Annotated in this window: 24 protein-coding genes; 4 read left to right on the plus strand and 20 right to left on the minus strand. The window is 57.2% G+C overall.

What is annotated here, in order from left to right:
- Positions 1–26 precede the first annotated feature (26 nt).
- The 13 genes from fliD to B472_RS16090 form a co-directional block, all read right to left on the minus strand.
- Positions 27–1,427: a flagellar filament capping protein FliD gene (fliD, locus tag B472_RS16030; RefSeq protein ID WP_019427267.1), complete on the minus strand. Its 1,401-nt coding sequence runs from the start codon at positions 1,425–1,427 to the stop codon at positions 27–29.
- 85 nt (positions 1,428–1,512) lie between these two features.
- Positions 1,513–2,424: a flagellar hook-associated protein FlgL gene (flgL, locus tag B472_RS16035; protein WP_019427268.1), complete on the minus strand. Its 912-nt coding sequence runs from the start codon at positions 2,422–2,424 to the stop codon at positions 1,513–1,515.
- A gap of 11 nt (positions 2,425–2,435) precedes the next feature.
- Positions 2,436–4,943 carry a flagellar hook-associated protein FlgK gene (gene flgK / locus B472_RS16040; RefSeq protein WP_019427269.1) on the minus strand — a complete coding sequence of 836 codons (2,508 nt, stop codon included), beginning with the start codon at positions 4,941–4,943 and terminating at the stop codon, positions 2,436–2,438.
- Complete coding sequence (locus B472_RS16045) at positions 4,940–5,404, minus strand: rod-binding protein (RefSeq protein ID WP_019427270.1); 465 nt, start codon at positions 5,402–5,404, stop codon at positions 4,940–4,942. Before B472_RS16045 ends, flgK begins: the two co-directional genes overlap by 4 nt.
- A gap of 19 nt (positions 5,405–5,423) precedes the next feature.
- Complete coding sequence (locus tag B472_RS16050) at positions 5,424–6,548, minus strand: flagellar basal body P-ring protein FlgI (RefSeq protein ID WP_019427271.1); 1,125 nt, start codon at positions 6,546–6,548, stop codon at positions 5,424–5,426.
- A 15-nt stretch (positions 6,549–6,563) separates the two neighbouring features.
- On the minus strand, positions 6,564–7,292 hold the full coding sequence (locus B472_RS16055) for a flagellar basal body L-ring protein FlgH (RefSeq protein WP_040505985.1): 729 nt from the start codon (positions 7,290–7,292) through the stop codon (positions 6,564–6,566).
- Between the two features lie 8 nt (positions 7,293–7,300).
- Entirely contained in the window at positions 7,301–8,086 is a 786-nt protein-coding gene (flgG, locus tag B472_RS16060; protein ID WP_026039600.1) for a flagellar basal-body rod protein FlgG, read from the minus strand.
- 25 nt (positions 8,087–8,111) lie between these two features.
- On the minus strand, positions 8,112–8,873 hold the full coding sequence (locus tag B472_RS16065) for a flagellar basal body rod protein FlgF (protein WP_019427274.1): 762 nt from the start codon (positions 8,871–8,873) through the stop codon (positions 8,112–8,114).
- A gap of 41 nt (positions 8,874–8,914) precedes the next feature.
- The gene (locus B472_RS16070; RefSeq protein WP_019427275.1) at positions 8,915–11,542 is read right to left on the minus strand and encodes a flagellar hook-basal body complex protein; all 2,628 of its coding nucleotides are present in this window, start codon (positions 11,540–11,542) and stop codon (positions 8,915–8,917) included.
- A gap of 63 nt (positions 11,543–11,605) precedes the next feature.
- A complete protein-coding gene (locus B472_RS16075; RefSeq protein ID WP_019427276.1) occupies positions 11,606–12,292 on the minus strand; it encodes a flagellar hook assembly protein FlgD in 687 nt (228 codons plus the stop codon).
- Positions 12,293–12,306: 14 nt separating this feature from the next.
- A complete protein-coding gene (gene flgC / locus B472_RS16080; protein WP_026039601.1) occupies positions 12,307–12,732 on the minus strand; it encodes a flagellar basal body rod protein FlgC in 426 nt (141 codons plus the stop codon).
- Positions 12,733–12,734: 2 nt separating this feature from the next.
- The gene (flgB, locus tag B472_RS16085; RefSeq protein ID WP_026039602.1) at positions 12,735–13,121 is read right to left on the minus strand and encodes a flagellar basal body rod protein FlgB; all 387 of its coding nucleotides are present in this window, start codon (positions 13,119–13,121) and stop codon (positions 12,735–12,737) included.
- Positions 13,122–13,331: 210 nt separating this feature from the next.
- The gene (locus B472_RS16090) at positions 13,332–14,459 is read right to left on the minus strand and encodes a hypothetical protein (RefSeq protein ID WP_133176123.1); all 1,128 of its coding nucleotides are present in this window, start codon (positions 14,457–14,459) and stop codon (positions 13,332–13,334) included.
- A 73-nt stretch (positions 14,460–14,532) separates the two neighbouring features.
- Between B472_RS16090 and flgA the strand changes: the two genes are divergently transcribed.
- The 3 genes from flgA (at position 14,533) to B472_RS16105 (ending at position 16,266) form a co-directional block, all read left to right on the plus strand.
- Positions 14,533–15,393: a flagellar basal body P-ring formation chaperone FlgA gene (gene flgA, locus B472_RS16095; protein ID WP_040505983.1), complete on the plus strand. Its 861-nt coding sequence runs from the start codon at positions 14,533–14,535 to the stop codon at positions 15,391–15,393.
- Positions 15,394–15,518: 125 nt separating this feature from the next.
- Positions 15,519–15,821, plus strand: a complete 303-nt coding sequence (gene flgM, locus B472_RS16100) for a flagellar biosynthesis anti-sigma factor FlgM (RefSeq protein ID WP_040505984.1) — start codon at positions 15,519–15,521, stop codon at positions 15,819–15,821.
- A gap of 7 nt (positions 15,822–15,828) precedes the next feature.
- Complete coding sequence (locus tag B472_RS16105; protein WP_238147467.1) at positions 15,829–16,266, plus strand: flagellar protein FlgN; 438 nt, start codon at positions 15,829–15,831, stop codon at positions 16,264–16,266.
- 84 nt (positions 16,267–16,350) lie between these two features.
- On the opposite strand, the gene B472_RS16110 is transcribed toward B472_RS16105, so the two are convergent.
- From B472_RS16110 to B472_RS16130, 5 genes are read right to left on the minus strand one after another with little or no spacing between them, the layout of a single operon-like run.
- Positions 16,351–16,632 (minus strand): EscU/YscU/HrcU family type III secretion system export apparatus switch protein, encoded by a 282-nt coding sequence (locus tag B472_RS16110; protein WP_019427284.1) that lies wholly within the window; start codon positions 16,630–16,632, stop codon positions 16,351–16,353.
- Positions 16,629–17,747, minus strand: coding sequence for a hypothetical protein (locus B472_RS16115; protein ID WP_019427285.1), 1,119 nt, complete (start codon positions 17,745–17,747; stop codon positions 16,629–16,631). Before B472_RS16115 ends, B472_RS16110 begins: the two co-directional genes overlap by 4 nt.
- Positions 17,748–17,766: 19 nt before the next feature.
- Positions 17,767–18,273 (minus strand): FimV family protein, encoded by a 507-nt coding sequence (locus tag B472_RS16120; protein ID WP_019427286.1) that lies wholly within the window; start codon positions 18,271–18,273, stop codon positions 17,767–17,769.
- A gap of 29 nt (positions 18,274–18,302) precedes the next feature.
- A complete protein-coding gene (locus tag B472_RS16125) occupies positions 18,303–19,592 on the minus strand; it encodes a hypothetical protein (RefSeq protein WP_133176124.1) in 1,290 nt (429 codons plus the stop codon).
- 35 nt (positions 19,593–19,627) lie between these two features.
- Positions 19,628–20,122 carry an LPP20 family lipoprotein gene (locus B472_RS16130; protein ID WP_019427288.1) on the minus strand — a complete coding sequence of 165 codons (495 nt, stop codon included), beginning with the start codon at positions 20,120–20,122 and terminating at the stop codon, positions 19,628–19,630.
- Between the two features lie 327 nt (positions 20,123–20,449).
- Between B472_RS16130 and B472_RS16135 the strand changes: the two genes are divergently transcribed.
- Positions 20,450–21,721, plus strand: coding sequence for a sigma-54-dependent Fis family transcriptional regulator (locus B472_RS16135; protein WP_019427289.1), 1,272 nt, complete (start codon positions 20,450–20,452; stop codon positions 21,719–21,721).
- Between the two features lie 34 nt (positions 21,722–21,755).
- Here B472_RS16135 and B472_RS16140 read toward each other — a convergent pair whose 3' ends face one another.
- On the minus strand, positions 21,756–22,262 hold the full coding sequence (locus B472_RS16140) for a hypothetical protein (RefSeq protein ID WP_019427290.1): 507 nt from the start codon (positions 22,260–22,262) through the stop codon (positions 21,756–21,758).
- 82 nt (positions 22,263–22,344) lie between these two features.
- Positions 22,345–23,267: flagellar motor protein MotB (locus B472_RS16145; RefSeq protein WP_133176125.1), on the minus strand; the 923-nt coding region annotated here is incomplete at its 5' end.

The raw sequence follows: 23,267 nt of genomic DNA on the forward strand, positions 1-23,267 counted from the left end.
TGAAAAAAAATTAATATGTAAATAAATTAATTATTATTGGAGTTCATCATGCCTTCAAAGGTTCCTTTGAGGCTTTCACGCATGCTGGTGCTGCTGCCAACGATGCTTTCCATCGCGCTGAATTGGGCCAAATAGCGCGTCATGAGTTTTTCCATGCGTTCATCCAAGACCGTCATATCGGCTTTGAATTTCGCGATTTGACTGGTTGCACTTTTGCTTTGGGTATCGATCAGACCTGTCGAGAGCAGCATTTTTTCGATGCTGTTGATGGCACCACCTGCCAAGCCAGCGGGTGCAGGTGAATAAATGCTTTTGTTGTTGGTGCCTGCGCTGAACATGGTGGAGACTTCAGCGAAATTGTTTTGCAAGGCGTTCACAAGTTTGCTCTCATCGAGGGTCAACTGGCCAAAACGATCAAAACTCAGACCCACATCTCGTGCGGCCTTGATGGTGGTGCCGGGCGTGCTGGATGTGTTGGTGATCAAGCTACGGACTTGATTGCGCACCGATTGAAGCAGACTTTCGCCAGCCAATGCACCGCCAAATTCTTCGACTTCGCTGCCCCGATCGCCCAGTATTTTCAGGGTTTCTTCAAATTCATTGTAGGCGGTGACCAAGCCCTGGACATTACTTTTGATGCCGGCTGTGTCGCGGTTCATGTCTAAGCGTGCGGCGCCGGAGGTGCTGGCGTACAGCTCCAGCGTGACGCCGTCGATCACGTCGTTGACGGTGTTGCTGCTGCGGGACACAGTCAAGCCGTTGACTTTGAAGCTGGCGTCGGTGGCGGTTTGCAAGGGTGTGCCAAAGGCGACATCGGTCAAGGCCTGGCCGGTGCCGTCGTCGCTGGTCAAACTGAAGCTTTGATCCGCCCCGGTTTCACCAGTGATGACCACGTTGTAGCCACTGCCGGTATTGATGAGCTGTGCCGTCACGCCGAGCTTGGCGCCATTGATGGCACTGACCATGCCGGCCGGTGTTGCCGTGGTGACCGCTATCGCGCCTTGGCTGACGCCACCAATGCTCAGGTTCAGTGAAAAAGCGGTTCCACCATTGAGTTCGGTGGTGCGATCGGCAAAATTGGAGCTGGCTGTTCGTTGGGCCAGTGCGGTTTGCATGACTTCGATGCTGTAGCTGCCCGCTTCTGCCGAGGCGTTGGCCGTCACCCCAAAAGCGCTGGGTTGGGTATTGCTGGGCAGAATCGAGCTGAAGTCGCTGGCATCGTTGAGTTTGCCAAATGCGGTTTTGAGTTGTGAAAGCGCGTATTTGACGGCGCTGTAACCGGTGATTTTGGCTTCGGATTGCGCGATCTTGGCTTCTATGCGTTCTTTTTGAGGGATCTTTTCGGCGTCGACCAGACTTTGGGCCAGGCTTTTCACATCGATGCCGGAGCCGGCGCCGAGGGTATTGATGATGCTGCTGGTCGCCATAGTGGAAATTTGTACTTTAAATGGAAGAACAATCGCTGAATGAGTCGGCGTGGGGTTCTAAATCCTTAACCGAAGCGCTGGGTCATCAGCGAATGAAGTCAAAAAGTGACAAGCTGGAAATTTTAGAAAAACTGCCCATGGCTGCTTCCAGCCCCATCATTTCTTTGTTCATCCGGGTCACGGCTTCGGCGTAGTCCAAGTCTTCGATTTCGGACAATGTCGATTGGTAACGCAGCAGAGTTTCGTCTAAAACATCGAGCTGAGATTGCACCACCAATTGGTCTGAACCATTCTGAGCTTGTGACAAAGTCAGGCTGTTGTGCATTTGGCTGATGTCGCCAATGCCTTGTTGGATTTTGTCAGTTTGGTTGTTGTTGATGCCTGCGATCATCTGATCCAAAGCATCAAAAAACCCTACCGCTTGCCCATCGTCGCGCACCACTCGGCTGAAAACATCTGTTCCTGCTCGGGTGAATTGCACGGTGCGCTCAACGCCAGCAGGGATGCGCGTTTGCGTTTGATCACCCTGGTAGATCACCTTGCCAAGGGCGTCTTCAGCAAAAGCAGGCGTGTTGACCCGAGTGCCCGAAAACAAATAGTTCCCGCTGTCATCGCGTGTGTTGCCCAGGCCCAGCAGCTGGTCGCGAAGGGCCTGCATTTCCACACCAATGGCCTTGCGATCGTCGGGGGCCAGAGTATCGTTGGCAGCCTGAATGCCCAGCTCTTTCATGCGGATCAAAACGTTGTTGGATGAAGACAGGGCGGTCTCTTCAGCGGTGTAGCGGCTGATGGCAATCTGAAGGGTACGCATGTGACTGTCCTGCCGCTGCACTTCTCCCTTCAGGCGCTGGATGGCGGCAGCCTGGTCGGGTGCATCACTGGGCGAGAGAATTTGCTTGCCTATCGCCATCTGAGCTTGAGTCGTGGCCAGTTTGTTCTGGATCGTGCTCATGCGCTCAGTGGCGCGGTCAAACAAGAAGGAAGTGGAAATTTTCATGGTTTAAACCTTCAACGCACCTGCAAGATGGTTTCAAACATGGACATGGCAGTTTGCATGACTTTGGCATTGGCTTGGTAGGCCTGCTGAAAGCGCACGAGGGCCGAGGCTTCTTCGTCCAGGCTGACGCCCGAGATGCTGTCCCGCGCTTCTTGCGCTTGTTGGTAGACCACTTGAAGCGCTTGTTCCGAGATGGCGGCCTGGCGGGCGACGTTGCCGACCTGGTTGACGCGTTCGATGTAGGCCTCGGTGATGGTCAGCCCCCCGGGCATCAGGCGCTGATCTTCCAGCGCCACCAAACGCAACATGGTTTCGTTGTTGCCAATGCCGTCGCGGTTGCCGTCAATGGTGAACTGATCGCCCGCTTTGGGGGCGGTCGAAAAGGATAGTTTGAGGCCCCGGTAGCTTAAGTTGGGAGTGGCCGAATTGGGGTCTGCCACCAACTGACGTTCGGCCAATACGGTGCCGGTGACGGTGTCGGTGATTTCATAGAGGGTGTCACTGATGAACTTAACTTTGAACTCAGAGACCCTCAAGGATTGTTTGAGGTCGCCCTCAATGCCTTCAAATTGAGCACTTACTTTGACGCTGGCGTCCGTGCCGTTGGCGCTCAGACTGCTGTCAGTCACAAAAATCAACAAATCATCGGGTGTGCTGCCTGGAATGCTCAGGGCAGTTTCAAAGCCGAGGCGCTGCAGGTCAGCCGGTGTGCCGCTAGTACCCAAGCCCAATCGAATCTCGTCACTCGTGTTGCCTGCGGGGCGGTTGATCACAAGTCGGCCATCAATGTCTGTGGCGGTGATGCCGCTGTGGGCCGGCTCGGCTGCAATGGCGGTGTTGAGCCAGCTGACCACTGCGCTCAAACTGGAGGGGTTTGCCAAAGGTGGCAGTGCTTTACCATTGAGGGTCAAGGCGCCGGCGGCCAACAAGCCATTGGAGGGTACAAAGGTTTTGCCGATCAGACTTGCGGGTATCTTGAGAGGCTCCAGGGCTTCACCTGTGGAGGAGTTGAACTGCTGCACCAAGCCGACGCTGGCCTTAGCGCCCATAAAAATGTCCATGCCCATGTAGGTGTTGGGGGGCAGGGCATTGAGACGATCCTTGTCGTAAGTGGCACCCACTTCCATGCCGTTGGCGGTTTTGATGAGCTTGGCTTGTTGGTCGGGCGTCAATTCCTTGCCCAGCAAATGGCGACCGTCACGGCTGATCACTTGAAAAGTTTGCGTGGCCGTGGGGGTTTGCAGGGTCAAGGTCAGGTCTTTGGTGCCAATCGGAACCAGACCTAAACTGGCAAAGCCCTGGCTGGCTTCAATGCGAGCGTCGATGGTCGAAATTTTTGGAATCTGGGCGTTCGCCAGATCGTCTTTGAGTTGCTTGGGGCCCGCGAATGAAGGCGTTTGGTATTCAATGCGGGCTTGTGCGTTGCCGCTGTTCAAAGGAGCGTCAATCACCCGAAACTGTCCTGCTGCAGCGACGCGGTTGGCGTCTTGGATCAGCATGTTCATGCCTGCAGCGGTGTCCACTTGATTGGGCGCAAAGCCCAGTAAGTCGCCCCCGAGCTGGCCTTCTGCATCGACGCCGTTACGGTGGACCTCGTTGACTTCTTTGACCATGGCAATGGCAAGGGTGTCCAGTGAGTTGACGGCGGGGTTGAGCACTTGGTCGCGAAACGCCATGACGCCACCGATTTTTCCGCTGGTAATGCCGGACATGGTCTCGGGGTTGCCATAGGCGTCGATGATGAATTCGAGTTTGTTCTTGTCGATGGAGGATGGCTCCGCAGAGATGGCACGCGAGTTGTTGCGGTTGACCAAAATGCCTTGGTCCAGGGTGTCACCCACGCTCACCAACACCTGCCCATTGGGCTCAAAGCTTGTTTTGATGGCGATCAAGCCAGATAGTTTGCGCAGCAGCAAATCGCGTTGGTCCAGCAACTCGGAGGGTTGTCTAGCCACATCGCTGTGTTTGACCAGTTGTTTGTTCAGCAAGGCCAACTGGCCGGTCAGGGCGTTGATTTGTCCAACATCGGTTTCTACTGACTGACGCGTCTCGTTGTCGAGCAATTCAAACTGCCCAGCCAGTTGTCGGAATCGGGCGGCCAAGCCATCGGCATCCCGCAAAAAGATGCTGCGCGAGACCACCGAGGCGGGGTCGCTGGACAGATCGCGCGCGGATTCAAAAAATCGGTTCATGGCCGTGGTCAGGCCAATGCTTTCGTCGCCCATCACGTCGATCAGGCGGTTTACATACGAGAGGAGGGGTTTTTGGCTTTCCAGGTCGCTGTTGCTGTTGCGCAGGTTGGATTCGACAAATGCGTCGTATTGGCGCTGCACCGCATCGAATCGGGCACCTGTGCCCAGATAGCTGTTGCCGATTTGGCGTGGCTGGTTGGCCGTGAGCGAAACGTCTTGTCGGGTGTAGCCGTCGGTGTTGACGTTGGCGATGTTGTTGGACACCGTGGCCAAGGCCCGCTGGTAGGCCGTGACACCCGAGCTGCCAATGCTGAGCAAGTCACTCATGGCCGGCCTTTATGTTTGAAGCCGTTGTGACGCTCGAGCTGGTAAGCCTCAATGGCTGCCGGCTTGAGCGACATCGGGTCACGGGTCGGGTTGAGCGGCAGATGCGGCGCCACGGTGGGCAGGCGCATCTGCAGGGCGTCTTGTGTGCTGAGCGCTTGGGCCTGGTGCATTTGGCGCTCGAGCATGTCGGCCATGCCCATGCCACCCCGTTTGGCCATGCTGAGGGACACTTCTTTGTCCATCAGGTCTTGGTACATCTCCATGTTGCCGCCATCGACCAAATCGCTTTTTTCGATGGATTCGCGCATGGTTTTCATCATCTGCTGGATGAAATAAGCCTCGAACTGCTCCGCCGTCTTGCGGATGGCTTTGCTGGGGTCGCGTGCGGCATCACCCTTCAACTGTGCCAAGGCACTGAAGTCCAGATAGGTGCTGGAGGTGGTGGAGGTGATGTCGTTCATGGGCTTGGCTCAAGGGCGATCAGATGATGATCAGTTCGGCCCGCAGGCTGCCCGTGCTTTTTAGGGCCTCGAGGATGGCAATCAAAGCGGATGGCGTAGCGCCCACTTGGTTGACGGCGTCGACCACCTGGCGCAAATCCACACCGGGCTGGAACAAGAACATGGGGTTCTTGGGCTCGGTCACGGTGATGTTGGCGTTTTCAACGGCAGCAGTTTGGCCCTGGCTGAGGGGGTTGGGTTGAGAGACTTCGTTGGTGGCTGCAATCGCCACCGAAATCGTGCCGTGGGCGACAGCCGAGGCGGTGACCCGCACATTGCGGCTGATCACCACGGTGCCAGTGCGGGAGTTGACCACCACGCGGGCAGGCGGCTCACCAGGCACGACGTCAAGGTTTTCGACCATGCTCATGAAGGCCACGCGTTGCGACACATTGGTGGGGGCCCGAATGGCCAGTGACATGCCGTCGATGGCGCGTGCGGTGGCATCACCGAAGTTTTTGTTGATGGCGTTGACAATCGCCGTGGTGGTGGTGAAGTCGGACTCGCGCACATTCATGACCACGTATTCAGAGGTCTCAAAAGGGTTGTCCACGATGCGTTCGACGGTGCCACCGTTGGGGATGCGGCCTGAAGTGGGTACGCCAATGCTGACTTTGGAGCCGGCAGCACTGGTCTCGATGTCGGTGGTGTTGAGGGCGCCCTGGGCCATGCCATAGACTTCGCCGTCCACACCCCGCAGGCTGGTCATCAGCAAATTGCCCCCGCGCAGGCTGGTGGCGCGACCAATGGCCGACACGTTGATGTCGATCTTTTGACCGGGCTTGGCAAAGCCAGGCAACTCGGCCGTGATCATGACCGCTGCTGCGTTGCGGATGTCCAAACGGCCGCTGGTGCCGCCTTGCTCAAAGTCCGACAAGGGGCCGTCGATGTTGACGCCCAATCGGCTGAGCATGGATTTCATGCTTTGGGTGGTGAAGGACACGGTGGCGCCGTCGCCGGTGCCTTGCAAGCCCACTACCAGGCCATATCCGATCAGTTGGTTGCTGCGGCCTGCGGCCACAGAGGCCAAGTCTTTGACGCGGTCAGCCCAGGCGGAGCCACACAGGCCCAGCAGCAGCAAGAATGAAAAAATACGGGATGTCATGGGGTGCCTTGAAATTTAAAACGGCCAAAGTTTGAGCAAGGCGCTGGTGCCCCAGCCGGGTTTGGAGGCGTTGGCCATGTCACCCGTGCCCCGGTAAGAAATCTGCGCATTGGCCAAGCGGCGCGACTGGACCATGTTGTTGGGCGAGACATCGTTGGGGCGCAAGATGCCACTGATTTGGATGACTTCAGAGCCTTCGGTGAAGGCGAGTTGTTTTTCACCACGCACCATCAGGTTGCCGTTGGCCAGCACTTCGACCACCGTGACCGAGACCGCGCCGTTCAAGGTGGCCTCTTGGTTCGCCAAGCCCGTGTTGGTGTTGTCGATTTTGGCGGCGTTGAGGTTCACACCGTTCAAGACACCATCCAAAGTGGTGCCCAAAACGCGTGTCGGCAGCGCGAGGTTTTGAAGACGCGTGGCCAATCCAGTCGGGACCACGTTATTGGACGATTCACGGGAGATGTTCCCATCTTGTTTCCGGTTGGCTTGCGTGGATTCGTTGAGCAAGACGGTGATCAGGTCACCCACGCGGTAGTTGCGGTTGCGGCCAAAAAAATTGTCGTTTTGGCGGTTGTTGTAAATCGAGCCGGTGGTTTCGCGGGGGCGTTCGGCCACGACGGGCAAAACCGGGGCGAATTCTGGCGAGTGCTTCAAGGCGACGGGGGCTGTGGCGCAAGCGCTCAAGCCCAATGCCATGCTGACCATGAGCAGCCGAAGAAGGGGGCGAATCGGTGTGTGCGTCATGTTCAAAATCACATGTTGTTGTTCAAGAAGCGCAGCATGCCGTCCACGGCCGAGATGGCTTTGGAGTTGATCTCGTAGGCGCGTTGGGTTTCGATCATGTTGACCATTTCTTCCACCACGTTCACGTTGGAAGCTTCCAGTGCCCCTTGCATCAATTGGCCTGCACCCTCGAGGCCTGGCTGGCCAACGACCGGTGCGCCACTGGCTGCCGTTTGTTTGAGCAGGTTTTGGCCGATGGACTGCAGGCCTGCCGGGTTGGGAAAGCGGGCAATCTGGATCTGTCCGATGACTTCGGTGCCACCACCGGCAGCGGTTTCAACCGACACCGTGCCATCTTGGCCAATCGAGATGCTGGCCACGTTGGCGGGGATGGTGATGCCCGGCTGCAGCAGCGAGCCGTTGGCGGTGACCAATTGACCTGTGGCGGAGAGCTTGAAGCTGCCGTCGCGTGTGTAAGCGATCGTGCCGTCGGTTTGCGTGATCTGGAAAAAACCTGCTCCCTGAACGGCCATGTCCAGCGCGTTCTTGGTGCTCACCATGCTGCCCTGGGTGTGGGTTTTTTCGGTGGACACGATGCGCACACCCGTGCCCAGCATGAGGCCGGTGGGCACTTGGGTTTCGGCCCCTGCTTGAGCACCGGGTTGGCGCAGGTTTTGGTACAGCATGTCTTCGAAGCTGGCCCGGTCGCGCTTGAAGCCCGTGGTGTTCACGTTGGCCAAGTTGTTGGAGATGACCGACATGCGCGTTTGTTGTGCGTCCAGGCCGGTTTTGGCAATCCACATTGAGGCATCCATCGGGAGGTTCCTGTCTTAGTAAGGCTTAAGCGGGTTTCATCATGGAAGAGCCAGACTCGTCGAGCGACTTGGTTTCTTTCATGATCTTGATCTGGGTTTCGAAGCTGCGCGATTGGTCCATCAATCGCGTCATGGCGCCAATGGCGCTGACGTTGCTGCTTTCCAAGGCTTGGGGAATCACCCTGAGCTCCAGGCCACTGACCTCGATGTCGGTGCCATCGGGCTTTTCGGCGATCTTGAACAAACCGTCTTGACGGCGCGCCAAACTGACGCCCGAGGCGTCACGCAAACGCAGCCGATCGATCAGCACATCGGCTGCGGCGCCTTCTTGGGCAGGATTGCGGGCAAAAACACTGCCATCCGCATTCACGTTGACCATCAGACCCGGAGGGATGGTGATCGGGCCGTTGTCGCCCAATACCAAATGCCCAGAGCCATTTTCGAGTTGCCCTTGAATATTGACTTTGAGGTCACCTCGGCGTGTGAACGCCAAGACGCCATCGGGGCTTTGTACCGTCATCACGGCGGCATCGGCCATCGCGATGTCCAAGGGTCGGCCAGTGGCCATCACCGGGCCTGCGTCCATGCGGATCAGGTCCCGTGAAACGGTTTGGGCTTGGTAACGCGTGTCAAAACCCGCGCCTTCGACTTTGACCGATTGCAAAGCCACGTCGTAGCTGCTTTTGAAGCCCACGGTGGAGACGTTGGCCAGTTCGTTGACCAGCAATTGGCGTGAAATCGCATGCTCTTTGATGGTGGCGTTCGCGGTGAAAACGAGGCGGTCCATGGTGTGTGTGTCTTGCGTTGGCGTGTGGGGGTCTCAGTGCATCAAGCACGGATGTTGATGATGGCGCTGGTCATGGTGGAGCTGGTCTCGATGGCCTTGGCGTTGGCCTGGAAGTTACGTTGCGCGGTGATCAGGTCCACCAGCTCTTGGGTCAAGTCCACGTTGGCGCGTTCGGTGGCACCGGCACGGATCGAACCGAAACCGGCAGAGCCGGCTTCACCGATTTTGGCGATCCCTGATGTGGCCGATGACAAATAACTCGCGTCACCCACTTGACGCAAACCGGATGGGCTGGAGAAGTTGGCCAGCACGATCTTGCCCAGTGAGACTTGTGAGCCGTTGGAGTAGGTGGCGTTGACCAGACCATCCACGCCAATGTTCAAACCCATCAGTTCACCTTCGGGGGCGCCGTCTTGTGACTGCGAGAGCACGGCAAAGGCGCTGGAGTATTGGGTGGACTGGGTAAAGTCGATGGACATGGTCAAGGCACCCTTACCACCGTCCAAGAATGCTGTTTCAAAGGGCATCTTGGTCAGGGGGGACAAGGGCTTACCGGTCAGGTCAAAGCTCAGTTCGCCACGGTCCAGGTACACGGGCCACCACTGCGTTTTGGTGGACAGTTCGGTGATGTCCTCGGTTTGTTCGCCGTTTTTGACGTATTGCGGCACGCCGTTCTGTGTGAATTGCTTAAGCTCGACCCACTGGTTGTTGGCGCCGTAAGCCATTTCTGTGTTGGCCAAGCCCCAATCGGGTGAGCCAGAGATTTGCAGCGAGACTGCTTCACCGGTTTCGCCAGTTGTGAAGCTAAGGCGCTTGGCGGTGGCATCCCAGCCGACGGTGATGCCGCTGACTTTCAGGCCGGTAGTGGTGTCAACAAGGGTGTTGATGGAGTCTTGCAGTGCAACAGCAAACTTGTCCATGCTGGGGTAATTGCCTGGTTCCAATTCGATATTGCCAGAGATATTGCCCAAGGTGACGAAGAAGTCTTTGTTGGTGGAACTCACACGCATGGCGCCCGACGTGTTGGAGGTGATCACGTCGCCCCGCATGATCGCTGGGGTGCTGGCTTTGCCTCGAACGGCTTCGCTGATGCTTGGGTCAACGCGCAGCTCTTTGGGGGCTGTGCCAGTGGCTGCTGGGTCGGGCAGACCCAAAATGGTCTGAGCGTCTGCTTTGGCGCCGCTGATGGTGATGGAGGAGTTGTCGCCGGTGGTGCCGGATGAGAATTTGAACGAGTTGGTATCGGCTTCAAATGAAACTTTTATGCCAAATCGTGGGTCTGAGTTGGTGCTTTTGCCCAACTCATTGTTGATGAAAATGCCCAGGTTTCTGGCTAAAACAACGGGGTCGCTGTCGTCTTTGAGGAGTTCGTAGTTGATGGTGAGGGGGCTGCCCATTTCATCGATGTTGATGTTGAATTCAAGCTTGTTGCTCGACTTGAAGGCATCGTCTCTTGTTTTGATCAGATCGTTGCTGAGAGAGGCTGTAGCGCCTGCGCCCGTTGTTTTGACCAGCGTGACGCCTGTTCGGTTGGTTAACTTGAACGATGCGGGTACGGTAGCTGTGCCTGGATCCCATTCGACTTTGACCCGTGAGGTTTCGCCTTTGGAGAGCAACTTTTCGTTGATCAAATTCTCGATGTTCTTGGCCAGAGCTTCGGGGTACCGGTCGGCCACGGTGAGGTTGTAGGTGATCGGATAAATCGCGCCGCTTTGGGTGATTTCCAGTCCGATCGAGCCTTCGCCAATAGCTCCGCCACCTGTCTTTGTTGCCAACTCTGTAGCGCTGTAGGCTTTGCCTGTCACGCTGGCTGATTCAGAGGTTCTTTTGTTCGACTGGTCGTCTAGAGAGTACATCTCCATGGTGCCGGATGAGGGGATGACCCGTGAGTCGCTCTTCGGCAGCACATCGCCGTATTTGTTGACGTACAGCGGACTTCCTGTGGGGCTTGTGGATTGCTGCAATGCAGGTTTGACCAGTGTGTCGCCCACATAAAAATAAGTCTGCCATTTGCTTTGTGGGCTGGCCTGGCTGGCGTTTTGGGTCTTGACGTAATAGACGGTGGCCAAGTAGCCGTTGCCCCCGCTGTCATACACTGTCAAGGCAGTGCTTTTGTTAAAAGTGCTGGGGTTGGTTCGGTCAAAGTCTGCGTCGATCACAGCCGAGTCGGCGGGCAAGTTCAAGCCGAGCTGAATCTGGGTGGTTTCGACCGCTTCGCCCGAAGTTTTAGGGGGTATGGTGAGGGCGTTCAGGTTGGTCAAATCGGCTTTGCCGGACGAGTCAACCGACGCGGCCATCAGGCGTTGTCCGGTCGAGTTGACCACGTTGTTTTGGTCATTCAAGGTGAACGAGCCGTTGCGGGTGTAAATGTCTTGCAGGCCGTCCGGCGTTTTGAGCGGGAAAAAGCCGTCACCCGTGATGGCCAGATCGAGCGAGTTGCCCGATGTGGAAATGTTGCCCTGGCTGAATTCCTGGCTCACCTGCTTGAGCGAGACGCCCTGGCCGATGTTGCTGGACGACTTTTGCAAGGGCGAGGTGGAGAAGATGTCACCAAAGTCGGCGCGTGAGCGCTTGAAACCCGAGGTACCCACGTTGGCGATGTTGTTGGACGTGACGGCCAGCTGTGCGGTGGCAGAGTTCAGTCCGGTGAGCGAGGTGTAGAACGACATGCTGGAAGGCTCCTGTGAGGCGTTGGTTCAAATTAGAAAAAAAGGGGGCAGTTCAGGGCAGGGTCAGATGCCCACGCGCTTGACATCGGTGAGCAGCACGGTCTTGCCGCCGTCGACTTCGACGCTCACGCTGCCGTCAGTCGGGTTGGTGGCGATGGAACGTACGGTCGATAAGGTGTTGACGGGCACTTTGCTGGTTTGGCCATTGACCACGGCTGTCGCGCTCAGGCGGTACAGACCGGGTGGGGCGGGTTTGTTGGTGGCGTCTTTGCCGTCCCAAACGATGGGCATGCTGCCAGGCATTTGAGGGCCGGCGGTCAGTTCTTGGACCAAGCGGCCTTGCGCATCAACGACACTGATCTGAACACCGCTGGCGCCCGTGGGCAGGTCGATGTTGCCACTGATGTCGCCACCGGTGTTCAGCTGGGTGGGTGTATCGGTGACAGACACTTTTTTGCCAATCAAAGCGGCGCTGCCCAGCATGCGCTCGCCCGACATGGAGGTGACGAATTTGTCCAGCGATCCCTGCATGTTGGTCAGGGCTTCCAGCTGGGAGAACTGCGCCAGTTGGGCGACAAAAGCCTCGTTCTTGACGGGCTCCAGAGGGTTTTGGTTTTGCAACTGCGCCGTGAAGAGGGTCAGGAATTCCTGTTTGCCCATTTCTTCCTTGGTTTTTTTCGCGGCTTCTTTGACGTCCTCGTACCGAGAGACGTTCTTGAGCAGGCTGGAGGAGGTGACGGTTTCGGCCATGAGGTGCTTTCGGGTCAGGCTTTGGAGATGTCCAGCGTGCGCATCATGAGTTGACGCGCCGTGTTGATGACTTCAACGTTGTTTTGGTAAGAGCGGGCAGCGGCCATCATTTCAACCATCTCGGTCACTTCGCTCACGTTCGATTGGTAGACGTAACCGTCTTTGTCGGCCAAGGGGTTGGTGGGGTCTGACACGCGACGGGGTGGCGCGGTGTCGTCTGACATGCGGTCAACCTTGACGCCACCTTGGTAAGCAGCGCCTGGGTTGGTCATCTCTTCGCTCATCAAGGCTTTGAACACCGGGCGTTTGGCCCGGAAGGCGTCTTGTTCGTTGGTGGCGACGGTGCCGGCATTGGCCAGGTTGGAGGCGGTCGAGTTCATGCGCGTCAACTGCGCGTTGAGAGCGGTGCCGGCGATGCCAAAAATTTTGTCCATGCTCATGATCAATCGCCTCTCAAAGCTTTGCGCAGACCGCTGACCCGGCTTTCCAGAAAGTTCAGGGTGGCTTGGTAATCGGCAGCGGCTTTACCGTATTGGGCTTGCTCCACACTCATCTCCACGGTGTTGCCGTCGAACGAGGTGTTGAAGGGGGTTCTGAAGCGCATGCCATCGGCGTCCAAGCCTTGCCCCTGAGCAAAGTGGCCTTGGTCGGTCGACTTCATGGCGTTGTCTTGTTGCGTCGCCGACATGACCGCCTTGAAATCGATGTCACGCGCTTTGTAATGAGGGGTGTCGGCATTGGCAATGTTTTGAGCCAGCACCTCGAGCCGCCGGCTTTTGACGTTCAAAGCACGTTCGTGCACGCCGAGTGCGTTGTTCAATAAGTTCATACCGACTCCTCTGCTGGTGACTGGATTGCTGGTTACGCTTGCGTCAATCTTTTGACGTCAAGCCCTCAAGAAAGGCTTTGCTCAGTCGATATACGCAAAAGCTGTGCCAACCGGTTTGGGGCGATTTAAAGGCTTGGCCATCGCAGCTGTCCCTGCAAAGCGGCCATCTTTCGCCCACCTTGCCGCTGTGCGGCAAGGCATTGCCGCCCATCAGCGCTGAGCGCTGGCTTGGGTTTGCGCCACTTCGTCATAAAGGCGCGCCAGATGGACTTTGTGGGGGGCTGGTGTGTTGAACCCCTGGGCCAACTGGGGCATGGGGCCCAGCAGGTTTTGGGTCAGCTGGTGCAGGCCGGACAGGATGGAGTTGCGCGTGATGGGGTTGCGCGTGTCTTGGCCGGTGTGCAGGTAGCGTGCCTGTGGGCCCGCAATCGCCAAGGGAGCGTCAGGCCGGGTTTCTTGCCGAGCGGCAGGGGTCAAAACGGTCAAGTAGAGGTCATCCAGGCCAATGGGCGGGCCCTTGACCCGCAGGCCAGCTTGGCCAAAATAGCGGTCGACCAGATCGAGTTGTTGAAGCAAGCCCATGCCCAATATGGCACGCGGGTTGTCTTTGAAGCCAACCGATGCGGCGCCTCGGTTGGGGCCATCGCAGAATTGGATGATGCCGTGGCAGTTGCCGTTGCTCGCTTGCGGGTTCATGCCGCCGCTTTCCATCAGGGTCAGGCGTGCAAAGTCATCGGGTTGGAAGTTGTAGCGTTCGGCCAGCGCCAAAATCTTGCTTTTGACCGCGGGCACCTCGCTGGCTTGAACGAACCCTTTGTCCACCGCGCGGCTGAGCGTGCGGTCCAACACGGGATGAGGTTCTGTGCCAAAACCGTTGCTTGGCCAATGGGCGGGTCTGGCCGCCAGCGCGCTGGCGGCCATGCTGGCGCTGGGTGAGGGCTGGTTGAGTTGCCAGATTTGTTGGGCGACCCGCGCGTTCAAGTCCAATGACCCCCGAGGCGCTTGCGCAAGGGGTAGGCTTTTCAGGTCACGCAGGTGGATGTTTTGGCCTGCGAGGATCAGGTCGGGGTTGTCGATGCCGTTGCTGGCGGCCACTTGATGTGCCAGCCGCAGGGCTTGCGCATCGGACAAGGGCTGTGGGCCAGCTTTGTAGTGGGTTTTGACCAAACCAATCAAGGTGTCGCCTTCTTGCGCCTGCACCGTGGTGTGCTGGGTGGCCTGCGCCATCGCTTGTTGAAAACCACCCGATTTACCCGCTGTTGGCCCAGCGCCTATCCCTATGGGGTCAGAGACGGCCAAAGCGGGCAAGCTGGACAGTGGGGTAATGAGGGTGCTCATGGCGTTGGGGGGGCAGCAAGTTTTGGGGCTGTTGTTTTGACCTGGTCTCTTTTTTGCTTGGTGTGTAGAGATCATGAACACTGTCAAAACTTCCACACTTGAATGCAACACCATGCAAATGCTGTGCCGACTCTCACACGTCAGCCTGGGCAGAGGGTTGCGGTCATGGATCGGGTGCTGCCTGAGCATGTTGTCGCTGACATCGTTGGCGGCGCCATCCGGGCCATCGCCCCAGGCGGTTTTGCAAAAGTCGGTGGTGGATTGGGTGGCCAAGGAACAGGCGCTTTCGCCAGATTCGGTGATTTTGGCGCCCCTGGATCCGCGCATGCAGGTCAAGGCCTGCGAGAAACCACTGGCGATGGATTTGCCTTTTGGAAGTTTTGAAAAACTGCGCGTCCGCTGCCCCCAGCCCGCGTGGCAGATTTATGTGCGGGTGACGGTGCCAGCTCGGCAGGTGAGCAAAGGGGCGCCGTCTGGCCCCTCGACGGGTTCCTCTGCCCCCTCCACCGTGGCCGCAGTGGCCGATGTGAAAGCCTCAGCAGCCCCGGAAAAACGACAGGTTTTGGTGGCCAACATGCCTTTGTACAAAGGACAGTTTTTGAACGAGTCTCATGTTCGGCTTGCTGAGGTCGAATCTAAAGGATTGAACGGTCAGATTTTGGAGAGCGTGACCCAGGTCATGCATGCGGAATTGATCCGCGATGTCAGGCCCGATGCACCATTGCGCAGTCAAGACATTCGTCCGACTTTGCTGGTCAAAAGAGGCCAAATGGTGTTGATATCGGTGGGGCAAGCCCAAGGATTTCAAATTTCAGCCCGGGTAGAGGCCATGCAAGATGGAAGATTTGGTGATCAAATCAAGCTGAAAAATAAAGAATCTGGTCGTATTTTGACGGGTCAAGTGAAAGGCCCTAATCTGGTTGAGGGCCTTTGAGGCTTCAGCTGGCCAGCAAAAAAGATAAATTTTGATTTTGGGGCTCAAGTTATAGAATCTGCTGTCGATTCAATCTACGAGCGAGGCTTCAGCTCTTTACCCAGAGGCCAGAAAAGAGAATCACCATGACCGATCCTATATCCAGTTTTCGCCGGATTGCCCAAATGGATGCGCCCAGTCGACCTGCGGCGGCCAAGGTGTCTGAGCGCGCATCGGACGCGTCTTCGGAAACGGCTGTCAAACCTGCGCCCTTGCAAACGGACGAAGTCCAGCTGAGCGAAGTGGCCCAAAAGGCCATGCAAGAACCGCAATTTGACCGTGCCAAGGTCGACTCGATCAAATCCGCCATCCAACAAGGCTTGTACCCGGTCGATTCCCGGCGAATCGCTGAGAACTTTGTGGCCATTGAGAAAATGATCAGTGGCTGATTTTTTGATGTCGACGACGAACAATCCTCCTACGTCCACCAGCGAAGCTTTGTGGTCGAGCGCGTCGATTGCGGCGGCCCAAGAAGACGCTGATCGCTTGTCGACCTTGTTGCAATCGGAGTTTGATGCCCTGAAATCACGTGATTTGACGGCGTTCGATGCTTTGCAGTTGGAGCGGGGCGAAGTTTTGACCCGTCTGGCCCAAGTGGCTGATTTGGTCAGTGCCCAAGCACCAGTGCCTGATTGGTGGCAAGCCTTGTTGCCGGGTTTGGCTCAGTGCAAGCAAGACCATTTGCGCAATATCCAGTTGCTCCAGCGGCAGATGCAAGCGGTCAAAGGCGCTTTGCAAGCCTTGCAGGGTGAAACGGCTGTATCCGTAGACTTGTACGACCGTCTCGGTCAAGTGTCTCGCCGTCAAGGGGTTGTGGCTTACCTCGCGGCCTGATTCGCTGGAACTGATCTGTTGCGTGTTGGGCCTCCGATGTGAGGCCTTTTTTGTGGGTGCGATAGAGCGCAACACAGCCCCGAATCAAAGGTTTTGTTTTTCGTCCCCAGGGCGCATGCCCTTGAGCCAGTAAACCCAGGACAAAATGACCGCCACAGCGGTGAAAAGCTCCGGTGGGATTTCTTTGTCGACGTCGATGCGGCTCAAGAGGGCCAGCAACTGGGGGTCTTCGGCCACGTAGACCCCGTGCCTTTGGGCTTCCTCGATGATTTTTTGTGCCAACTCTGCGTCGCCCTTGGCCGTGACCACGGGGGTGGTGTTTTTGCCATATTCAAGCGCAATGGCTTCTTTGATGGGCTGTTTCATGTCTGGATGTCGATCAAACTGCCCTGATGTGGCGCCTGCCAAGGAATGGGGTCAGAGGGGCCAGGTCCATGCACCACCATCAGCCTTGTCATGTGCAGTCCGGCGCTGTCGAGTTCGTGTTCCAGGTTGACTGTCTGCTCTTTGGCCCGTTGGACGACATCTTCGCGCAAGGCCCACATGATCATGTCGACATCGGTGTCGTTGCTGATTCGGGTTTGGAGCCAAACCTCGCCGAGATCTCGGTTGCGGGTGTGCAAATGAATGATGAAAGGCGCCTTTCCCTCGCCGGGTTGGCGGCGTTGTCGCACAAACCGCATCACCACAGGTTCTGCGTCAACAAAGGGCAGCATCATGGAGAACATCACCTCGCGGCCTGTCAATGATTCGGCCGCAGTCAGTTGCCTAGACTCGATGTCATCGATGGCGTCTTGCACGCTGCTGGCCTCTTGTGCGTCCGTGCTTTGCAGCAAGAGCAAAAGCTGCCGCAGGATGGTTTTGAGGTCCACCGGGCCTTCGGTTTGACCTTTGGACAACAAGTTCTCGTTGAACCAACCACTGCGCGACATCCACTGGCTGAGTTTTTCTGGACTCAGGTGCGCCATGCTGGGCCGAGACCTTTGCCAGTTTTGCAAGTTCAGGAGCTCGGGTGCGGCAGGGTTGAGACTTCGCAACAAACTGTCGAAGCCCCCCGGTCGCAGCAGCAAGGCCAGTGCGTTCATGTCAGGGGGTCTGAAAGCCAATTGCTGCAGGCGACTGGGCAGTTGTGCTTGGGGAAGGGCATGGCCTGCCAATGGCGCGGCTTGGGCTTGCAAGGGCCGCAACAAGATGGCGCCGTCGCTTTGCAATTGCACCCGAAACAGGGCCGTATCGCCAGCCGCCAAGCGCAAGCCGGCAGGCAGTTCTTTGGGTAAATCGATGTGTTTGCCGAGAAAAGCAGCGTCTTGAAGATTCAAGCGAATGCGCTCAGGCCTGGACTCCACCATGGCCCGGATGACTTGCCCATCTTTGAGCCCCAAGTCGGCGGCCGTGCGCTCGACCACCAAGGGGAGCTTTCCATCCAGATAAATGGTCGGAATTTTGGGGGTGAGGTGAGCGGTTTCAGCCCCTGTGATCATGACAATGCCCGTGGCGCCTTCAAGGAAAGCGCACCCAATGGCGTTTGGACTGTTGTGGCGTTTGCTCGGCCGAGGGTGTGGCTTCGACCACTTGAAACAAGGCCACTGTTTCGGGGTGCTGGCTCATCAACATGGAGCGCAACTCATCGGCTGTAGGGACCTGCAAGGTGGTGCCTGTCCGCATGGCATGGGCAGCCCCTTTGGGGAAAACCTGCGGGTTCACGCTGACAAAGGCTTGGCGTAAAAAATCCGGATGAAGTGCCAAGCCTGGCAGGGCCCGCCGCACGGCCCGATCCAAGGTTTCGCCCCGCATCACCGTGATGGTTCGGCGTTGGCCGCGGTTGGCAGCGTTGTCCGCAGACGAGGGTGCCGCTTGCTGCGTGGGTTCGGCCGAACCGAACAAGACGCTCAGGGCAGCCGAAGAGGCGTCTGCGGCCCAGCCGACCTGTGTGCACAGCACCAGAGCCATGGGGACTGCCACGGCCTTCAGAAAACGACGGAAGTGAAAGCGATAGGTTTGGGCCATGGCATGTCTTGATGTGATGTCTTTGCGTCTCAAAGGGGCAGGGCAAGCCATGCGCCTTGCTGCGGCAGACGCGGACCGGCCAGTTGCAACAGTTCAGAGCGGTGATGGCCCACTTTGACCACTTGAGCCAGAGCCAAGTGCTGGGCGACGCCCGCTTCAAGCATTCGGCTGGGAACATGTGCCGGGTCGATCAGCAAGACCCTGTCGCCAGGGCGCAAGCCACTGCCTGCGCCTGCCTGAAGTTGAAAGCTTTCGGTGCCTTCTCGAACCACCTGAAACTGGACGGGTTCGCATTCGGTGCGCTTTTCCAGTTGCGAGACCCATGTGTTCACTTGGGTTTGGATTTCAGTTTGCAATTGCTGCAGCCAAAGACTGGGGCGGTTGGCCATTTGGCTCGGATCGATGGTGAAGGTGCGTTCAGCTTGCCACAGGGCCGGGCTTGGACCCACTTGAGCGGGGTCTTTTCCCAGGCTGAGTGAGAGCGTCCAGCGCCAAACAGGGGTTTTGTCTTGTGGATTCAAGCGGTCTGACCAAGTGCTGGGTGGGGAAGCGCCATGGGGTTTGAGCGCAAGATCGGCGACCCATGCGCTGCGGGCTTCTTCACTGGCGCTCAAGGCCCGGAGGTAGCTGTTGGCCGAACTCACTGTGGCCGCTTGGACGCGCCACCTGGGCGATTGCTGCATGCGTTGGTGCCATGTGTCGTTGGCGATGCCGAGCAGCATTTGGCTGGCAAAAAGCTGTGGGCCGCTGAAACCCTCGGCCGTGTGCGTGCGTGCCAGCAGGGGAAGCCGCCAAGCTCGGGGTGCGGGGCTGCAGGTTTTGTCGGTTTGGTTGGGCCGATAACCCCAAGGCAGCACATCCGCGCTGATTTGGGCGGGTGACTCGTCACCTGGCAAATACGACAGGACACGGATACCGCTGACTTTGGCCTCCGAGTGGAAGTGGGCCGATTCGTGCAAGGCGCCTTGCTGATCGACCCATGCGGTGCTGATCACGCGGGTGGGCCTGTCCAGGGTGGCATTCAAAATGGCCTGGCGAATGGCGGCCAAATGGGCCTCATGCTCGTTGCCCGATTTGCCGGCGTTGGCCGTGTTGGTGCTGCTGGCGCTGGCTTGCGCCGTCATCGCTGCGCGAACAGCTGGGGCGGACATGGCTCTGGAGGCCAATTCGGTCGGGCTGAGGCTTTGCGCCGACAGGGACCCGTGGACCATGGACGCCAAAAACAGCACCGCGGTGTGCCAGGCGCTGGCACCCAAACCCGCGCTGCGCTCCGAGGAGGCTTGCTGCGACATGGCTCGAAATGGCGGCTGCGTGTGCATGGAGAGGCCCGAGGATTGGCTGTTGGATGAGGGGATCAACGGCGCTTGGCGGCCATTTGCCCCAAATACAAGGTTCGCAGATCACGCACGACGTGTTGGTCCAAGGACAAAGTGGTCTCGTAGGTGTCATCGCCTACTGGGGTGATGCTGACCAGCACAGCCCCATAGACCACGCCCTCCACCTTGGCCCTGAAGGTGTCACTCATGATGGTCATGTCGGCCACCGTGGTGGTGGCATCCAACTGCTGGCCATAAACCTGCTCGGTCAATGAGCGGTAGGCGTCGAGTTTGGAGGCGCGGATCGCGAGCAAGCGCTGCTGCGCAGGATTTTTGTGGTTTTGAATGCTGACCACGGCGTAGCCCGTGGCCACCAGCGTCTCTCGTTTTTCAACCAAAGGCGTGATCATGGACGCAGGCACTGAAGGGGGAGGGGTTTTGTCTTGACCAATCAGGTTCAAAGGAACAGAAACGCACCCCGTCAGGATCCATGAAGTCAGCAACGCTGCGGTCAATGTTTGGGTGGTGGTCATTTCAAGTCTCCGAAAGCTGATGACAACGCAGAAAAGTGCTGCGCATCTGGTATTTACTCCTCTTGTATCGTCAGCTGAGCCAACGACTTGAGATGGCGGCCACAAAAATGACCTGCAAGGGATCAGAAGTGGCCTCCATCCTTCAATGAAGGCGAGCTATTTTTACGAAAAAATTGATTTAATTCACCAAAATTGATATTATCAAAAAAATATTAAATAGTTTTCATCCTTGCCACTTTTGTGGTTTGTGCGCCTTGAGGTGCATTTGCGGGTCGTGTTCAGCCCGATGGTTCGACCGACAGCCCACGTTCTTAACTTGTGAAGCAGATGAAAGTCAGTGCCAAAACCCAAATCATTGGTCACAGCCAAGCCACGCTTTTTTTGCGGGACTTGATCAAAACCTTGGCGGCCTCTTCGTCGACAGCGTTGGTGACCGGCGAGAGTGGCACGGGCAAAGAGTTGGTGGCGCAGGCTTTGCATGCCCAAGGCCCCAGAGCCGCCAGTCCATTTGTCCCGATCAACTGTGGTGCCATTCCGCGTGAATTGATTGAGAGCGAGTTGTTCGGCCACCGAAAGGGCACTTTCACAGGTGCGGTGTCGGATCGTTTGGGCAGGTTTGAGTTGGCCCACGGCGGCACCCTGTTCTTGGATGAGATCGGTGACTTGCCCATGGACATGCAAGTCAAGCTTTTGCGCGTTTTGCAAGAGCGTTGTATTTTGCCGGTGGGCGCCTCTCGTGAGGTCAGCATCGATGTGCGCGTCGTCGCCGCGACCCATAAAAATCTGGAAAACGAAGTGGCCGAGGGCCGGTTCAGGGAAGATCTTTATTACAGGATCAATGTTCTGCCCATCACCACCACGCCTTTGCGTGAGCGCCCGGAAGACATTGCGGCTTTGTTGCAGTTCTATGCCGACAGACACGCATTGCCCGGTTCGCGTTCACTGAGGTTTGCCCCGGACATGTTGCAGATGTTGCAGGCCTACGCTTGGCCGGGCAATGTGCGTGAGTTGTCCAACTTGGTCGACCGTTTTTCAACTTTGTTTCCAGCACAAGCCTTGCATGTTCAGACGGTGCCCGCCTGCATGATGCCCTCGGGTTTGGCGGCACTCCAAGCGGGACTTTTGGCGCAAATGCCCGTCAAGGCACTTGAAAATCCAAGCGGCTTTCTGCGGGGGTCTGAGTCGGGTCCAACCGCCAATCGGGACAATACCGTCACGCCCTTGGCTGATGTGGAGAACGCCTTGCCGGATGTGTCCCCAGGTCCGTGGAGTCAGTCAGATCCCTTGGCACATCTGTTTTCAGGGGATGAGGGATCCGAATCGTTGGCCATGACCCGGAGTTTGCCGGCAGCTTTGTCGGCATCCAACGATGAAATGAACGATGTGGAGGAGGTGATTTTGCTGGCGCAGGGGATTCAAACTTTGCCCCCTGATGGCATCTCTTTGAAGCAGCACTTGATTGAAGTGGAGCGCAGTTTGATCGAGCAAGCTTTGACACGAACCCAAGGCAATGTGTCACAAACCGCCAAGTTGCTTCAATTGCAAAGAACCACCTTGATCGAAAAGATCAACAAATACGATTTGCGCGGTGTGGGTTGAAGGCATGCACCCGTTCAGGGTGCGTGCGTGGTGATCAAAATGGGGGTTTTGTTACCTGTGCACATGTGCCGGTGATGAGGTTGACCGTTTGGCCGTCTGACAGGTTCAAGGTCTGCACAAAACGGCCTGTTTTGCGATCGATCACAAACTCTTCCCCGGCGATCATGACCCCAAAGCGCTGGAACATGGCAGGGCGTATGACTTTGAGCCGTGTGCCCATGACCTGCAGCGTGCCTGATCGGCTCTCAGAAATGGCAATCTTGCCTTGGTACCACCCCGAGTTTTTTTCGAAGTCAATTTGCGCCATGGTGATGCGCGAGGGCTCTTTGTCGGTGATGCCCAGTTTGAGTTGACCGTTCAGGTCAAGCTCCAGCTCGCAGATCAAATCCATCACGCCTTTGTTGGCGCCCGGTGTCAAGGTGGTGGTCATTTGGCTGTCGGCTGAGGGGCCGCCTGGTTCGCCCATCACATGGACCAAACCCCAAACACCGCCCATGACCAAGGCGCCCACGCTGGCGCCGATCGCGATGAATTTCAGCATGAACTAACCTTTCGCTGGATCTGCACAAAGTCCAATGTACCCCAATCGGAGTGGTCAGGCTTGGAAGCAAGAAGACCTGGGGTCATTGGTTCAGCACCGTGATGCTGACACGGCGGTTTCGGGCATCTGCAGGATTGTTCGGCACCTTGGGGTTGGTGTCTGCCACACCTTCAATGCGTGAAAAACGGTTGGCGTTGATGCCTTGGCTTTGCATGAACTGACGGGTGGCTTCTGCACGCTCGGTCGACAAGGTCCAGTTGTTGCGCATGCTGTCGGGCGCAAAGCCGAAGCTGTCGGTGTGGCCTCGAATGGCCAATTTGTTGGGCAATGGCTTGAGCGACTTGGCGATCTCGGACATGAGTGCAGCCGCTTTGCCGCCCATCTCGGCCGTACCGGAGGCGTACATGGCGAAGTCGGCTTTGTCGATGACTTCGATGCGCAGGCCATCTTTTTCGCGTGTGATGCTGACTTGGTCCTTGAGCTTGTCAAATTCTTTGCTTTCCGACATTTTTTGTTTGATGTCTTTCTCAAGCTTCTCAAAGTTCTCTTTGTCCTGTTTTTGACTCGGCGTACCCGCGCCATCTTTGCCCGGATCTTGTTCGGAAGGGCCGTCTTTGTTGTTTTCTTCTTTGGAGGACCCAAAGCTCTCAGCCGGTCCGCCCTGGGCCTGGGGGGTCAGCCGCTCGAGCATTGCTGATTGTTTGGCAGTGAAAGGAAAACCATCGGTGTCGATGATGGACTTGCCGCCGAACAAGCCGTTGGAGCCTGCCATTTCTCCAAAAACGATTTGGCTGTGAGACGCAGGTCGAAAGTAGTCGGCCACGCTTTTGCGTTTGTCTTCGCTGCTGGCGCCCAACAGCCACATCAACAAGAAAAAGGCCATCATGGCCGTCATCATGTCGGCCAGGGCAATTTTCCAGGCGCCGCCGTGTGCGCCGGCATGGCCATCTTCGACGATGATTTTGCGGATGATGGGCCGCATCGCCTCCGCTGCAGCCGCCGCTT

This window comes from Limnohabitans sp. Rim28 (assembly GCF_000293865.2).
In the GTDB taxonomy this organism is placed as follows: Bacteria; Pseudomonadota; Gammaproteobacteria; order Burkholderiales; family Burkholderiaceae_C; genus Limnohabitans_A.